Source organism: Castellaniella sp. (assembly GCF_034007085.1).
Taxonomy (GTDB): Bacteria; Pseudomonadota; Gammaproteobacteria; order Burkholderiales; family Burkholderiaceae_B; genus Castellaniella.
On record NZ_JAVERO010000049.1, the window covers coordinates 1 to 15,096 of the forward strand.

Annotated in this window: 13 protein-coding genes and 2 pseudogenes; 11 read left to right on the plus strand and 4 right to left on the minus strand. The window is 65.5% G+C overall.

What is annotated here, in order from left to right:
* Positions 1 to 850: pseudogene (locus tag RBR29_RS06265) on the plus strand (hypothetical protein); the annotation flags it as partial.
* A gap of 122 nt (positions 851 to 972) precedes the next feature.
* Here RBR29_RS06265 and accD read toward each other — a convergent pair.
* From accD to RBR29_RS06285, 4 genes are all read right to left on the minus strand, one after another.
* Complete coding sequence (gene accD, locus RBR29_RS06270; protein ID WP_320348109.1) at positions 973 to 1,851, minus strand: acetyl-CoA carboxylase, carboxyltransferase subunit beta; 879 nt, start codon at positions 1,849 to 1,851, stop codon at positions 973 to 975.
* A gap of 2 nt (positions 1,852 to 1,853) precedes the next feature.
* On the minus strand, positions 1,854 to 2,684 hold the full coding sequence (gene trpA / locus RBR29_RS06275) for a tryptophan synthase subunit alpha (RefSeq protein ID WP_320348110.1): 831 nt from the start codon (positions 2,682 to 2,684) through the stop codon (positions 1,854 to 1,856).
* 16 nt (positions 2,685 to 2,700) lie between these two features.
* On the minus strand, positions 2,701 to 3,900 hold the full coding sequence (trpB, locus tag RBR29_RS06280) for a tryptophan synthase subunit beta (protein WP_320348111.1): 1,200 nt from the start codon (positions 3,898 to 3,900) through the stop codon (positions 2,701 to 2,703).
* Positions 3,901 to 4,035: 135 nt separating this feature from the next.
* On the minus strand, positions 4,036 to 6,231 hold the full coding sequence (locus RBR29_RS06285) for a bifunctional (p)ppGpp synthetase/guanosine-3',5'-bis(diphosphate) 3'-pyrophosphohydrolase (RefSeq protein WP_320348112.1): 2,196 nt from the start codon (positions 6,229 to 6,231) through the stop codon (positions 4,036 to 4,038).
* 96 nt (positions 6,232 to 6,327) lie between these two features.
* Here RBR29_RS06285 and RBR29_RS06290 point away from each other — a divergent pair, with 96 nt between their 5' ends.
* The 10 genes and pseudogenes from RBR29_RS06290 (at position 6,328) to RBR29_RS06335 (ending at position 14,980) form a co-directional block, all read left to right on the plus strand.
* Entirely contained in the window at positions 6,328 to 6,831 is a 504-nt protein-coding gene (locus tag RBR29_RS06290) for an NAD(P)H-dependent oxidoreductase (RefSeq protein ID WP_320348113.1), read from the plus strand.
* Positions 6,832 to 6,946: 115 nt separating this feature from the next.
* A complete protein-coding gene (fdxA, locus tag RBR29_RS06295) occupies positions 6,947 to 7,273 on the plus strand; it encodes a ferredoxin FdxA (RefSeq protein WP_320348114.1) in 327 nt (108 codons plus the stop codon).
* 186 nt (positions 7,274 to 7,459) lie between these two features.
* Positions 7,460 to 8,677 carry a polyhydroxyalkanoate depolymerase gene (locus tag RBR29_RS06300; RefSeq protein WP_320348115.1) on the plus strand — a complete coding sequence of 406 codons (1,218 nt, stop codon included), beginning with the start codon at positions 7,460 to 7,462 and terminating at the stop codon, positions 8,675 to 8,677.
* Between the two features lie 62 nt (positions 8,678 to 8,739).
* Positions 8,740 to 9,351, plus strand: coding sequence for an RnfABCDGE type electron transport complex subunit B (locus RBR29_RS06305; protein WP_320348116.1), 612 nt, complete (start codon positions 8,740 to 8,742; stop codon positions 9,349 to 9,351).
* Positions 9,348 to 9,986 carry an endonuclease III gene (gene nth, locus RBR29_RS06310; RefSeq protein WP_320348117.1) on the plus strand — a complete coding sequence of 213 codons (639 nt, stop codon included), beginning with the start codon at positions 9,348 to 9,350 and terminating at the stop codon, positions 9,984 to 9,986. Before RBR29_RS06305 ends, nth begins: the two co-directional genes overlap by 4 nt.
* Positions 9,987 to 10,148: 162 nt before the next feature.
* A pseudogene (locus RBR29_RS06315) lies at positions 10,149 to 10,919 on the plus strand (ABC transporter ATP-binding protein); the annotation flags it as partial.
* 140 nt (positions 10,920 to 11,059) lie between these two features.
* Positions 11,060 to 11,770: an ABC transporter ATP-binding protein gene (locus RBR29_RS06320; protein ID WP_320348118.1), complete on the plus strand. Its 711-nt coding sequence runs from the start codon at positions 11,060 to 11,062 to the stop codon at positions 11,768 to 11,770.
* A gap of 65 nt (positions 11,771 to 11,835) precedes the next feature.
* Entirely contained in the window at positions 11,836 to 13,041 is a 1,206-nt protein-coding gene (locus tag RBR29_RS06325; protein WP_320348119.1) for an ABC transporter substrate-binding protein, read from the plus strand.
* 86 nt (positions 13,042 to 13,127) lie between these two features.
* Positions 13,128 to 14,015 carry a branched-chain amino acid ABC transporter permease gene (locus RBR29_RS06330; RefSeq protein WP_320348120.1) on the plus strand — a complete coding sequence of 296 codons (888 nt, stop codon included), beginning with the start codon at positions 13,128 to 13,130 and terminating at the stop codon, positions 14,013 to 14,015.
* Positions 14,012 to 14,980 carry a branched-chain amino acid ABC transporter permease gene (locus RBR29_RS06335; RefSeq protein ID WP_320348121.1) on the plus strand — a complete coding sequence of 323 codons (969 nt, stop codon included), beginning with the start codon at positions 14,012 to 14,014 and terminating at the stop codon, positions 14,978 to 14,980. Before RBR29_RS06330 ends, RBR29_RS06335 begins: the two co-directional genes overlap by 4 nt.
* Positions 14,981 to 15,096 lie beyond the last annotated feature (116 nt).

Sequence of the window (15,096 nt, forward strand, 5' to 3'; positions counted from 1 at the left end):
CACTGCCCCGGCCCCGGCACAGGCCATGCCGGTCAGCCAGCCCGATATGCCGCCCAGTCCGGTTGTCGAGCAGCAGGATGACGATGCGCTCGTGGCAGGCCCTGCCGTGGACGCCGAAGCCGATCAGGACAGCCCGGACCCGGAACGCAAGCGCCGCCGCCGCCGGGGCCGCCGCGGCCGCCGCAGCAGCGACGCCGCCGATACGCTGGCCAGCGAGGAAAACGCCACTACCGACGAGACCCCGGCCATCGAAACGCACGAAACCCCGCGCTTCGACCCCGAAGTCCTGGCCAGTGAAACGCCCGTCGCAGCGGCCGCAACCGAAGCCGTGACCCCGCCGGTTGACGCAGTCCATGACACAGCGCCCGCCGCCGAAACCAGCGCCCCGGCACCTGTGATCATCGAGTCGCCCGCCGCACCGGTCGAAACCGTGCCGGCGCAGGCCGAAACCACGCCGGTGCAGACCGACGAGACCGCGCCGTCGTCGGCCCCTGTCATCCAGGAAGCCCGTGCCGAGGAATCACCCGTGGCAGTGGAAACGGCCCCGTCCGCTCCGGTCCCGGCTGAACCCGTTCCAGCCCAGACTGAACCTGCTCCGCTCCAGGCTGAACCTGCTCCGGCTGGGGATGAACTCGCTCCGGCTCCCGTGGCCACCATCCCGGATGCGGCCCACCCGATCACCCTGCCTTCGGACGAGGCCCTGCAGGCCGCAGGCATGCAGATGATCGAGACCCGCCCTGGCACCACTCCCTACGTGCCGCCCGCGCCACCCAAGCCCCTGGGCCGGGCTCGCAAGCCGGTCGCCGTGGTCCAGGACGAGCCTTTGCAGCAGGTGGAAACCACGCACTGACCCCATTGCCGGGAGCCCTGCTCCCGGCCCCCTACACGACAAAAAAGCCCGGACATTCATGTCCGGGCTTTTTTGTCGTCCTGAGCCATCCCAAGCAGCACACCCTTGGGCGGGCGCAGCAATCAGGCCGCCTTCACGACCTCGATCGGCTGCCGGGTGAACAGCGCCAGCAGATGCGCCAGTTCGGACTGCATTTCGCGGCGGTCGATCACGCGATCGATGGCGCCCTTTTCCAGCAGGAATTCGGCGCGCTGGAAGCCTTCCGGCAGTTTTTCGCGCACGGTCTGCTCGATCACGCGCGGCCCGGCGAAGCCGATCAGTGCATTGGGTTCGGCCAGCACCACATCGCCCATGAAGGCAAAGGACGCCGACACCCCGCCCATCGTCGGGTCGGTCAGCACACTGATGAAGGGCAGGCCAGCCTCGGACAATTGATGCAGCATGGCGGTGGTCTTGGCCATCTGCATCAACGAGAACAGGGATTCCTGCATGCGCGCGCCGCCCGAGGACGACACGCAGACGAACGGCAGCCGCCGGTCGATAGCGGTCTGGACACCACGGGCGAACCGTTCGCCCACGACCGATCCCATCGAGCCCCCCATGAAGGCGAACTCGAAGACCGCCAGCACCGTCGGCACCGACAGTACCGTGCCACTCATCACCACCATCGCCTCGGTTTCCCCGGTCTGCTTGACAGCTTCGGCCAGGCGTTCAGGATATCTGCGCGAGTCCTTGAATTTGAGCGGATCCATGGGGCGCGTCTGGTTGCCGATTTCGACACGGCCTTCAGGATCCAGCAAGGCATCGATGCGGGCCCGGGCGCCAATGCGCATGTGATGGCTGCATTTTGGACAGACGTTCAGGCTCGCCTGCAGGTCTTCCTTGTACAGGACGGATTCGCAGGACGGGCATTTCACCCACAGGCCCTCGGGCACCCGCTTGGACGCCGAGTCACTGTTGCGGTTGATACGGGGGGGAAGGATTTTTTCAAACCAGCTCATGGTCAGCCTTGTTTTCGGATGGGTTCGATGGCCTGGCGCACCTGGGCCAGCCACTGGGCCGCTGCGCCGATGGCGGCCTGGGGGCCGTCGCGCAGAGACGCTTCCTCGATGATCTGTATGAGTTTGCTGCCGATGACCACCGCGTCGGCATGCTGCGCCACGCGCGCCGCACTCTCGGCATCGCGGATGCCGAAGCCCACGCCAACGGGGATGCGCACATGGCGGCGGATGTCCGCCAGATGGCGCGCCACATCATCGGTGTCCAGATGGCCGGCGCCGGTCACCCCCTTGAGCGAGACGTAATACACATACCCTCGCGCCAGGCGGGCCACATCGCGGATGCGCGATTCGACCGACGTCGGTGCCAGCAGATAGATGGGGTCCAGGCCCGCCTGCCCCAGCAAGGCCGCAAATTCGGCGGATTCCTCGGGCGTATAGTCCACCGTCAGGACGCCATCGACGCCCGCCTGGGCGGCCCGTTGCACAAAGACGTCCGGGCCCATGCATTCAATCGGATTGGCGTAGCCCATCAGCACGACCGGCGTGCTGTCGTCCTGGCGGCGGAATTCGGCCACGATGTCCAGCACCGCATCCAGGCTGACACCAGCGGCGATGGCACGTTCACCTGCCTGCTGGATCACCGGGCCGTCGGCCATGGGGTCGGAAAACGGCACCCCGAGTTCGATCACATCGGCGCCCGCCGCCGCCAGGGCATGCATCAATGCGGGCGTGGACGCCACCAGGGGATCGCCCGCCGTCACGTAGGGGATCAGGGCGGCCCGCCCTTTCAGGGAAGCAAAGCGTGCCGCCAGGCGGGCATTCGTTGAAGTCATGGCTGTGCTCCTGCCGTTAGAGCGTGATGCCGCTGTATTCGGCCACGGTGTGCATGTCCTTGTCGCCCCGGCCCGACAGATTGACCAGAATGATCCGGTCGCGCGGCAGGGTGGGGGCAAGCTTCACTGCATGCGCGATGGCGTGCGAGGATTCCAGGGCGGGCATGATGCCTTCGATGCGGCAACAATCATGGAAAGCCGCCAGGGCCTCTTGGTCGGTAATGCCGACGTACTGCGCGCGCCCGCTGTCATGCAGCCAGGCATGTTCCGGCCCGACGCCGGGGTAGTCCAGCCCGGCGGACACGGAATGGGTTTCGGTGATCTGGCCGTGTGCATCCTGCAGCAGATAGGTGCGGTTGCCGTGCAGCACCCCGACCACGCCACGGTTCAGCGATGCCGCATGCCGGCCCGTGTCCAGGCCTTCGCCGGCGGCTTCGACTCCGATCAAGCGGACGGATTCGTCCTCGATGTAGGGGTGGAAAATGCCGATGGCGTTGGACCCGCCGCCCACGGCGGCGATCACGTAGTCCGGCTGGCGGCCGGCATCGCGCGGCATCTGTTCGCGGCATTCCCGGCCAATGACAGTCTGGAAGTCGCGCACCATCCGCGGATAGGGATCCGGGCCGGCGACCGTGCCGATGATGTAGAAGGTGTCCTCGACATGGGTGACCCAGTCGCGCATGGCCTCGTTCAGGGCGTCCTTCAGGGTGCGCGAACCCGAATCAACCGGCACCACCGTGGCGCCCAGCAGTTTCATGCGATAGACGTTGGACGCCTGGCGGCGCACGTCTTCGCTGCCCATGTAGACCACGCATTCCATGCCGTAGCGCGCTGCCACGGTCGCCGTGGCCACGCCATGCTGGCCCGCCCCGGTTTCCGCGATCACGCGCGGCTTGCCCATGCGCTTGGCCAGCAGCGCCTGGCCGATGCAGTTGTTGACCTTGTGGGCGCCGGTGTGATTCAGGTCTTCGCGCTTGAACCAGATCTGCGCGCCGCCCAGCTGTTCGGACCAGCGGCGGGCATGGTAGACCGGGCTGGGCCGGCCGACGAAGTGTGCCAGTTCATAAGCGAATTCGCGCTGGAATTCAGGGTCGTCCCGGTAGCGGGCATACGCCTCGCGCAACGCGTCCAGGGCATGGACCAGGGTTTCGGCAACGAATGAGCCGCCGAACTTCCCGAAATGCCCCCGGGCATCCGGCAGATGATAGGGTTTCAAGTCCAGTCTCGCATCAAAGGCGCCGCCGGATTCTGGGGCGGACGCACGGGCCAAACAGGCATTTTAGCAGCCCTGCCTCGGACTGCGAGGCCAAACACGCCCCCCCCCGCAACCGCCCCTCGGCGGCGAGCGCGATCATTGCCGTCCGGCCTGGACCCCGGGCAGTTCATTGACGGCGGCCAGCGCCTGGCGGATCTGTTCGCCATCGCGGACTTCGATCGTGAACACCATGTGCGCCAGCGAACGGCGGCTGTGCGTCGTGACGCGCACCACCCGCAGGCGCAGACGGGCGAAGACCTCGGACAGGTCACGCAACAGATTGGGCCGGTCCTGAGCGTGAATGCTCAGATCCACGGGATACATGGTCTGGCCGGTCTGGCCCCAGGTGACTTCGATGCACCGTTCGGGATGACGCTGGGCCAGCGCCGCCCAGGACGGGCAGTCACGGCGATGGATGGAGACCCCCCGACCGCGCGTGACGAAGCCTTCGATGGCGTCGGGCGGCACTGGCCGGCAGCAGCGCGCCAACTGGGTCAGCAGGGAATCAACCCCCACCACCAGCACCCCGCTCTTGCCCGTGCGCGCGACACTGCCGGCATCGCTGGCATAGACACGGGCCTCGTCAGGCAGCTCACGAGCCGGTTCGGGCTCGCGCAACGCCTGATCGATCTGCCGCAGGCTGAATTCTTCCTTGGCGGCGGCGACATACAGGTCGTCGGCGCGGGCAAAGCCCAGCTGCTGGGCCAGGGATTCCTGGTTGACGGCCGTGCGTCCCAGACGTTGCAGTTCTTTTTCGACCAGGGCCTGGCCCTGGGCAATGCGTTGCTGCAGTTCGACCGCATTGAACCAGGCCCGGACCTTGGCGCGGGCGCGTGGGCTGGCCAGGTAGCCCAGCTGGGGATTGAGCCAGTCGCGCGAAGGGCCGCCGGATTTCGTCGTGATGATCTCCACGGTCTGCCCTGTGCGCAGCGGCGTGGACAGCGGCACGATCTGGCCATCGACCCGGGCACCCCGGCAGCGGTGCCCCAGATCCGTATGCAGCAGATAGGCGAAGTCCACCGGCGTTGAGCCCGCAGGCAGTTCCAGCACGCGCGCCTGGGGCGTCATCACGTAGATGCGAGAGTCCGGCTGCGACCCAGGCGCAGGCGCGGCCCCGCCCTCGTCCTTCCAGGACAGCAGCTGGCGCATCCAGGCGATCTTCTGATCGTATTCCCCGGCAGCCGACACCTGCCCGCCCCGGGCGCCGGCTTCTTTGTAGCGCCAGTGGGCCGCCATCCCATATTCGGCGAAATGATGCATGTCGCGCGTGCGGATCTGGACTTCGAAGGCCCGGCCCTCGGCATCGGCCACCACGGTATGCAAAGAGCGATAGCCATTGGGCTTGGGACGGGCGATGTAGTCGTCGAATTCCTCGGGCACCGGCGTCCACAGGGCATGCACCAGGGCCAGCGCGGCATAGCAGGCCCGCTCGTCTTCGACGATCACCCGCAGGGCGCGCAGATCGAACAGCTGGCGGAATTCCAGGTGCTTGATGCGCATCTTGTTCCAGATGCTGTAGATGTGCTTGGGCCGGCCGCTGAGTTCGGCCCGGATGCCCGCCTCGGCCAGCGCCGTCCGCAGGCGCGCCATCACATCCTCGATGAATGCCTCGCGCTCGGCGCGCTTTTCTTCGAGCTGGCGGGCGATGGTCTTGTAGGTATCGGGCTGCAGGAAACGGAAAGCCAGGTCTTCCATTTCCCATTTCAGTTGCCAGATGCCCAGGCGATTGGCCAGCGGCGTGTACAGCGCCATGGTTTCCCGGGCGAATGCTGGTGGGCAGGGCGTGCGGCTGGCCGCATGCCAGCGCAACGACTGCAGCCGCGATGCCAGCCGCATCAGCACGATGCGCAGGTCCGCCGCCATGGCCAGCAACATCTTGCGCTGCATTTCTTTCTGGTCGGCACCGGACACGTCGCCCACGCGGCCCGCGACGGCCCCCAGGCGCAGCAGCGCGCGCACCCCCTGGACCAGCGTGGTGATCTCGGCACCGAACGTCTTGCGCAGCGGATCGGCGCGTGCCACTTCGCCTGCCGGCACCGGCTGCACCGCCAGCAAGGCCGCCGCGCGGGTCACGGCATCCGAATCCAGATCCCGCAGGATCAGGACCACGGCGGCGGCGTGTGCATCCAGAGATTCGCCCGTGCTGGCCTGCGCCCCGCGCAGGGGTTCGCGGACCCAATCAGCCGCCTGGCGCAGGAGCGCCGCGTCGGCATCATCCAGTCCGCGACGGGCGGCCTGGAACCACTCGGGGCCGAACGGATCTGCGGAAACGGATTGCAAAGGGGTGCTCATGACGCCGGACCAGAGAAGCGGGGCCTCGTTCGGGCCTTCGGACTTGAAGCCTCTATACTACATTGAGACAGCCCGGCCACGCAGGAACATTCCCTCATGACGACCCAACTGCTGATCATCTGGCATTCCCGCACCGGCGCCGCCCTGCAGATGGCGCGGGCGGCGGCCGCCGGCGCGCAGGCCGTGGCCGACGAACTCGGCGCGGGCAGCCGCTTCGACCTGCAGGTCCGCCCCGCCGATACCGTGCGGACCGAAAACCTGCTGGCAGCCGACGGCTACCTGTTCGCCGCCCCGGAAAATCTGGCGACGCTCAGTGGGGCCATGAAAGAATGCCTGGACCGTACTTACTACCAGGTCCTGGACCGGATCAATGGCCGGCCGTATGGCGCCATCATCACGGCGGGCTCCGACGGCGAAGGCGCGCGGCGGCAACTGGAACGCATCTGTACCGGCTGGCGCCTGCGGGCCATCGCCCCGACCCTGATCGTGCCCATGCAGGCACAGACCCCCGAGGCCATCCTGGCGCCCAAGACCGTCCCCGGCGAATGGCTGGCCCGCGGCGAGGAACTGGGCGGCACCCTGGCGGCTTTGCTGCTGTAGCGATGGGCCATTTGCACAGGGTCCGCAGGGACTCTCCGGGTTCTCCCTGATAAATTCGGTAAAATCCTGGCAGGCCCGATTCAAGGCCCTTCGTCTGTAAGCCCGGAGCACTCTCATGACTCATGTCGTCACTGAAAACTGTATCAAATGCAAATACACCGACTGCGTCGATGTCTGTCCCGTGGACTGTTTCCGCGAAGGGCCGAATTTCCTGGTGATCGACCCTGAAGAATGCATCGACTGTGCCGTCTGTGTGCCCGAATGCCCCGCCAATGCCATCTTCGCCGAAGAAGACGTCCCCCAGGACCAGCTCGATTTCATTCCCCTGAACGCCGAATTGTCTCCCTCTTTCAAGCCCATCAACCGCTCTTCCAGCCCGCTGGACGGCGCCGACGACTGGAACGGGGTGGCCGACAAGCTCAAATACCTGGAACGGCCTTAGCACGCATCGGTTACGCTTCTGCAGCCCCCCGACGATCTGTCTGCAAAACCCCACATCGGACCCATATATGTTCCATATACGGGAAACTCCGGTAGCGCTCTGTCACGATTCCCGGTACTTTACGTCCGAATGATCGATACTCCGGCGCGCGATCCGCGCCGGAACAGACCGACGGGAACGCAACCCATGCTGTACGACCTGCACGAACTCCAGCGCTCAATCCTGGCTCCTTTCACGACTTTCACCGAAACCAGTTCACAGCTGTTTTCCAATCCCTACAGCCCGCTGGCCTACACCCCGTTGTCGCGGCAGTTCGCCGCCGCCTACGAACTGGCCCACCGCGTAGGCAAGGACTACGAAAAACCCGCCTGGAACCTGCCGTTCACCCAGATTGGCGGCCGCGAAGTCGCCGTCCACGAGGACGTCGCCCTGTCCCAGCCTTTCTGTCGTCTGGTGCATTTCCACCGTGACACCCGCCGCCGCGACCCACGCGTGCTGCTGGTGGCGCCCCTGTCCGGACACCATGCCACCCTGTTGCGCGACACCGTGCGGGCGCTGCTGCCCAACCATGACGTCTACGTCACCGACTGGATCGATGCACGCATGGTCCCCTTGGCCGACGGCGACTTCGGCCTGAACGACTACGTCCGCTACGTGCAGACCTTCCTGCGCTTCCTGGGCCCCGACACCCATGTGATCTCGGTCTGCCAGCCCACCGTGCCGGTCCTGGCCGCGATCTCTCTGCTGGCCGCCGCCGACGACCCCTGTCAGCCGCGCAGCATGGTCATGATGGGCGGCCCCATCGACACACGCAAATCACCCACCCAGGTCAATCGCCTGGCCACGACCAAACCTTATGAATGGTTCGAGGACACCGTGATCCACCGGGTGCCGACCCGCTACCCTGGCGCAGGCCGACTGGTCTATCCCGGATTCCTGCAGCATGCGGGTTTCGTCGCCATGAACCCGGACCGGCACCTGAAGTCCCACTACGATTTCTATCTGCACCTGCTGCGCGGCGACGACAGCGACGCCGAAGCCCACCGCCGCTTCTACGATGAATACAACGCCGTGCTGGACATGCCGGCCGCGTTCTACCTGGACACCATCCGCATCGTCTTCCAGGAATTCCGCCTGCCGCGCGGCACCTGGTCGATCGACGGCGAACAGGTCGACCCCGCCGCCATCCGCAATACCGCGCTGATGACGATCGAAGGCGAACTGGACGACATCTCCGGCCAGGGCCAGACACACGCGGCCCACACGCTGTGCGCCAACCTGTCCCCGGCCAAGCGCCAGATCCTCACGGCCGCCGACTGTGGCCATTACGGCATTTTCTCCGGACGCCGCTGGCGCCAGCAGATCTGTCCTAAAATAGCGACCTTCATCCGCGCCCATACCTGAACGCGCCTCTCGCTCGCCTTCGGGGGGACGGCTCGTGCCGTCCCCCGTGCGTTTCCGACGCCGTGCCCACACTGACCGACACCCTCGATGCCCTGCTGCCGCAGACCCAATGCACGCAATGCGGCTACGATGGTTGCCGCCCCTACGCCCAGGCCCTGGCTGAGGGGCGGGCAAACATCAATCGCTGCCCACCCGGCGGGCCACGCGTCATCGCCGCCCTGTCACAAGCCCTGAACCGCCCAGTGCTGCCGCTGGACCCGGCCTGCGGCACGCACCAGCCGTTCCGGGTCGCGCTCATCGACGAGGCGCACTGCATTGGCTGCACCCTGTGCATCCAGGCCTGTCCCGTGGACGCCATCCTTGGGGCCAACCAGTGCATGCACACCGTCATCGAGGCCGACTGCAGCGGCTGCGAGCGCTGCGTGGCGCCCTGTCCCGTGGACTGCATCACCATGGTCCCCGCCGGCCGCGACTGGACCCAGGCGGATGCCGATGCCGCCCGCGCGCGCTACCAGGCCCGCAACGACCGCCTGTTGTCACGCCACAGCGAAACAGCGGGGCCGGCTGCGCGCACGCTGGCCAACAAACCCGTCCTGGCAGCAGCCAGCCCTCACGACAAGCAGGATCGCATCGCCCAGGCCCTGGCCCGTGCGCGCGCGCAGCGACGACCATGAAACGTGCCGCCATCGAAGAATGCTTCCGCCGCCTGCGCGAAGCCAACCCCCATCCCAGCACCGAACTGGAATACGACAGTGTCTTCCAACTGCTGGTGGCCGTCATGCTCTCGGCCCAGGCCACCGACCGTTCCGTGAACCTGGCCACCCGCAGATTTTTTCCTGAACATGGCACACCCGAAGGCCTGCTGGCGCTGGGCGAAGCGGGGTTGACCGAAGCAATCCGCACCATCGGCCTGTACAAGACCAAGGCCCGCAACGTCATCCGCACCTGCGAACTGCTGCTGGAACGGCACGGTGGCCAGGTCCCCGACCGGCGCGAAGACCTGGAAGCCCTGCCTGGCGTCGGCCGCAAGACCGCCAACGTCGTGCTGAACACGGCTTTCCGCCAACCCACCATGGCAGTGGACACGCATATCTTCCGCGTCTCCAACCGTACCGGCATCGCGCCGGGCAAGACCGTGCTGGCCGTGGAACAGGCGCTGCTGCGCCGGGTGCCCAAGGACTACCTGCTCGATGCCCACCACTGGCTGATCCTGCACGGCCGCTACGTCTGCGTGGCCCGCAAGCCCAAGTGTCCCCAATGCCCGATCGCCGACCTGTGCGACTACCCGGACAAGACACGTCTGGCCTGATGACACCCGGGACAGCAGCGCCCGAAACGTTGTAGTAGCGCACGCCCCAGGCGACGCAGCGTTAACTGTGTAAAACCCCTATGGAGCCGCAACCCAGGCCGTTTCATACTTGGCGCATTCCGCCCTTGCGGCGCAGCACTGCGACATTGGAATCAGGCCATCATGGGCACCGAACCTGCCGTCATTCTCGAAACCCGCCGACTCTCAAAGACGTTCCTCGGTTTCACCGCCGTGGATTCCGTGGACCTGAAAATCCAGCGCGGCCACATCCACGCGCTGATTGGTCCCAATGGCGCAGGCAAGACCACCTGCTTCAACCTGCTGACCAAATTCCTCGATCCTTCCCATGGCCAGATCTTTTTCGACGGCCATGAAATCACTGGCGACAAACCCGCAGAAATCGCCCGCAAGGGCATCATCCGGTCCTTCCAGATCTCGGCTGTCTTCCCGCAGTTGACGGTGCTCGACAACGTGCGCATCGCCCTGCAGCGTGCCACCGGCACATCCTTCCATTTCTGGCGCAGCGCGTCCAGCCTGGATCGCCTCAATGACCGGGCCATGGAACTGCTCGCCGAAGTCGATCTGGCCGAATTCGCCTCGCAGATGACCGTGAACCTGCCCTACGGCCGCAAGCGCGCCCTGGAAATCGCCACCACCCTGGCCATGGAGCCCAGCCTGATGCTGCTGGACGAGCCGACCCAGGGCATGGGCCACGAGGACGTCGAACGCGTCACCCGCCTGATCAAGCAGGTCAGTGCCGGACGCACCATCCTGATGGTCGAGCACAATATGAAAGTCGTCTCTTCCATCGCCGACCGCATCACCGTGCTGGCCCGTGGCGCGGTGCTGGCCGAGGGCGACTACGCCGCCGTATCGAACAACCCCGCCGTGATGGAAGCCTACATGGGCACCACCCAGGGCGAACTCGCAGGGGATGAGACCGGACGCAGGCCAGTCCCTGCGGACTGGACTACGCCTGACGAATCGGAGCGGCATGCAGGCCGCGAGGTGGGCGCAAGCCACGGCGTGGGCGCCGGCCACGCCGTGGCCGACAGCAGCGCAAAGGAGACACAATGACCGCCGCACTCGAAATTTCCGACCTGCAAGCGTGGTACGGTGAATCCCACGTCCTGCATGGGGTGAACATGCGTGTCGAACCTGGCCAGGTCGTGACCCTGCTGGGGCGCAATGGCGCCGGACGCACCACCACGCTGCGCGCGTTATTGGGCCTGACCAGCCGGCGCACCGGTTCGGTCCGCATCCGGGGTACCGAATCGATCCACCTGCCCACCCACCGCATCGCCCACCTGGGCATCGGTTACTGCCCGGAAGAACGCGGCATCTTCGCCTCGCTGTCCTGCGAGGAAAACCTGCTGCTGCCGCCCATCGTGGACGACACCCTGGGCGGGGGCATGTCGCTGGCCGAGATCTACGACATGTTCCCCAATCTGCTCGAACGGCGCCACTCGCCGGGCACGCGCCTGTCGGGCGGCGAACAGCAGATGCTGGCCGTCGCCCGCATCCTGCGCACCGGCGCCAACCTGTTGCTGCTCGACGAGATTTCCGAGGGCCTGGCGCCGGTGATCGTACAGGCGCTGGACCGCATGATCCGCGCGCTCAAGTCCAAGGGCTACACCATCGTCATGGTCGAACAGAATTTCCGTTTCGCCGCGCCCCTGGCCGACCATTTCTACATCATGGAGCACGGCCAGATCGTGGAACAGTTCCCCGCCAGCCAGCTCCAGGACAAACAGTCCACGCTCGACAGTCTGCTGGGCGTCTGACCGGAACCTGCACCGCCATTGCCCACAGAACCGCCGGCACAACCGGCACATACAGGAGACTTCCCATGAAACTGCGTACCCTATCCGCCACGTTGGCCATGGCCGGCCTGGGCTTCGGCCTCTCGGCCCAAGCTGCGGGAATTTCCGACGACGTGATCCGCATCGGCTTCATTGCCGACATGTCCGGCGTGTATGCGGACATCGACGGCAATGCCGGCGCCGACGCCATCCGCATGGCGATTGCCGACATGGGGGGGGCCATCAACGGGAAAAAGATCGAACTGCTGACCGCCGACCACCAGAACAAGGCCGACATCGCCTCGGCCCGTGCGCGCGAATGGTTCGACGAACAACATCTGGACATGCTGATTGGCGGCACCAATTCGGCCACCGCGCTGGCCATGGCGGCGGTCGCGGCGGAAAAGAAAAAGCCCTTCCTAGTGGTGGGGGCCGGGTCTTCGGCCCTGACCAACGCGCAATGCACGCCCTACACCGTCCACTATGCGTACAACACCATCGCGCTGGCCAATGGCACGGGTTCGGCCGTGGTCCGCGAAGGCGGCAAGACCTGGTTCTACCTGACCGCCGACTATGCCTTTGGCCATTCCCTGGAACAGGACACGATGAAGGTCGTGGAAAAATCCGGGGGCAAGAACCTGGGTGCCGTGCGTGCGCCGATCGCCACGACGGACTTTTCGTCCTTTCTCCTGCAGGCGCAAAGTTCCGGCGCCCAGGTCCTGGGCCTGGCCAATGCGGGCGGCGATTTCATCAATTCCGTCAAGGCCGCCAAGGAATTCGGCATCACCAACACCATGAGCCTGGCCGGCCTGCTGGTGTTCATCAATGATATCCACGCCCTGGGCCTGGACAACACCGCCGGCCTGTACCTGACGACCCCCTGGTACTGGAACCAGGACGATGACGCGCGCGCCTGGTCCAAGCGATTCTTCGAGCAGCACAAACGCGCGCCTTCGTTCCTGCAGGCCGGCGATTACTCGGTGGCCAAGACCTACCTGGAAGCCGTCAAGGCCATCGGCACGGACGATGGCGATGCCGTCATGAAACAGCTCAAGAGCACCACGATCAACGACATGTTCATGAAAAACGGCACCATCCGCAAGGATGGGCTGGTCATGCACGACATGTATCTGGCCCAGGTCAAGAAACCCGAACAGTCCAAGGCGCCCTGGGACTATTACAACATCGTGCGCACGCTGCCGGCCGAACTGGTCTACGGCGCGGAATCGACATCCACCTGCGCCCTCAAATGAACGGCGCATGACGTCCGGGCCTGGGCCTTGCCAGGCACAGGCCCGTGATCCGCGAAATTTTTCCTGCCCGCTTCCGCCGCAACCCTATGACAGAACTTTTCGGTGTGCCCATCCAGGCCCTGCTGGGCCAGCTCCTGCTGGGCCTGGTCAACGGCTCGTTCTATGCCGTGCTCTCGCTGGGGCTGGCCGTCATCTTCGGCCTGCTCAACATCATCAATTTCGCCCATGGCGCGCTCTACATGCTGGGCGCCTTCATCGCCTGGATGGGCCTGCAGTACCTGGGACTGAACTACTGGGTGATGCTGATCCTTGCCCCCATCGTCGTGGGCCTGTTCGGCATCCTGCTCGAACGCCTGCTGCTGCGTCGCCTCTACAAGCTCGACCCGCTCTACGGCCTGCTGCTCACTTTCGGCCTGACGCTGCTCATCGAGGGGCTGTTTCGCAGCGTCTACGGCGTCTCCGGCCAACCCTACAGCACTCCCGCCCTGCTCACCGGCGGCGTGAACCTGGGTTTCATGTTCATGCCCATCTACCGCGCCTGGGTCGTCGTGGCCTCCCTCATCGCCTGCCTGCTCACGTGGTTCGTGATCGAAAAGACCCGCTTGGGTGCGCTGCTGCGCGCCGGTACCGAAAACCCGAAACTGGTCGAGGCCTTTGGCGTGAACGTGCCGCTGATGATCTCACTGACCTTCGGCTTCGGCGTCGGGCTGGCCGGCTTTGCCGGCGTGCTCGCCGCGCCCATCCTGCAGGTTTCTCCGCTGATGGGATCGAACCTGATCATCGTCGTCTTTGCCGTGGTCGTCATCGGCGGCATGGGCTCGATTCTCGGCTCCATCGTCACCGGCCTGGGCCTGGGCGTCATCGAAGGCTTCACCAAGGTCTTCTGGCCCGAGGCCTCCAGCACCGTGGTGTTCATCATCATGGTCATTGTGCTGCTCACCCGCCCGGCGGGGCTGTTCGGAAAGAAATCATGAATCGCCAACTGATCGCCTATCTGGCCGCCATCGTCCTGCTCGCGGCCCTGCCCGCGTTGGGCGGCTACCCGATCTTCATCATGAAGGTCATGTGCTATGCCCTGTTTGCCTGCGCCTTCAACCTGCTGCTGGGCTACACCGGGCTGCTGTCCTTCGGCCATGCCGCCTTTCTGGGGCTGGCCGCCTACGCCTGCGGCCAGTCGCTGACCGTCTGGGGCTGGCCTACACTGGGCGGGCTGCTGTTTGGCACGGCGGCGGCCGGCGTGCTGGGCCTGGTCTTCGGCCTGCTGTCGATCCGGCGCAGCGGCATTTATTTCGCCATGATCACCCTGGCGCTCGCCCAGATGCAATTCTTCTATTTCCTGCAGGCCCCATTCACCGGCGGCGAGGACGGCCTGCAGGGCATCCCGCGCGGCAGCATCCTGGGGCTGGACCTGAGCCAGGACATTCACCTGTACTATGTGGTGCTGGCGATCTTCGTGCTGGGCTACGCCCTGATCTGGCGCACCGTGCATTCGCCTTTCGGACAGGTCCTGAAAGCCATCCGCGAAAACGAACCGCGCATGATTTCCCTGGGCTACGATGTGGACCGCTTCAAGCTGCTGGCCTTCGTGCTTTCGGCTTTGCTGGCCGGCCTGGCCGGCGCCACCAAATCGCTGGTATTCGTCTCGGCCACGCTGTCGGACGCCACCTGGCAGATGTCGGGCATGGTGATCCTGATGACGCTGATCGGCGGCATGGGCACGCTCACCGGCCCGGTGCTGGGCGCGATCATCGTCGTGGCCCTGGAAAACAAGGTCGGCGAATTCGGCCGCTTCCTGATGCACCAGACCGGCATCGAATGGTTCCGTGTCCTGGGCGAATCGGTCACCATCGTCATCGGCCTGATCTTCATCGTCTGCGTGATGGCCTTTCGCCGCGGCATCGTCGGCGAATGGCTGGCCTGGCGGAACAAAGCCGGCTGATCCCCACCTCGCGGCCTGCATGCCGCTCGGACTCGCCTGGCACACAAGAGTCCTCAAGGACTCTTGCCCATAGAACCAGCCCGCCCCACCTCGCGGCCTGCATGCCGCTCGGACTC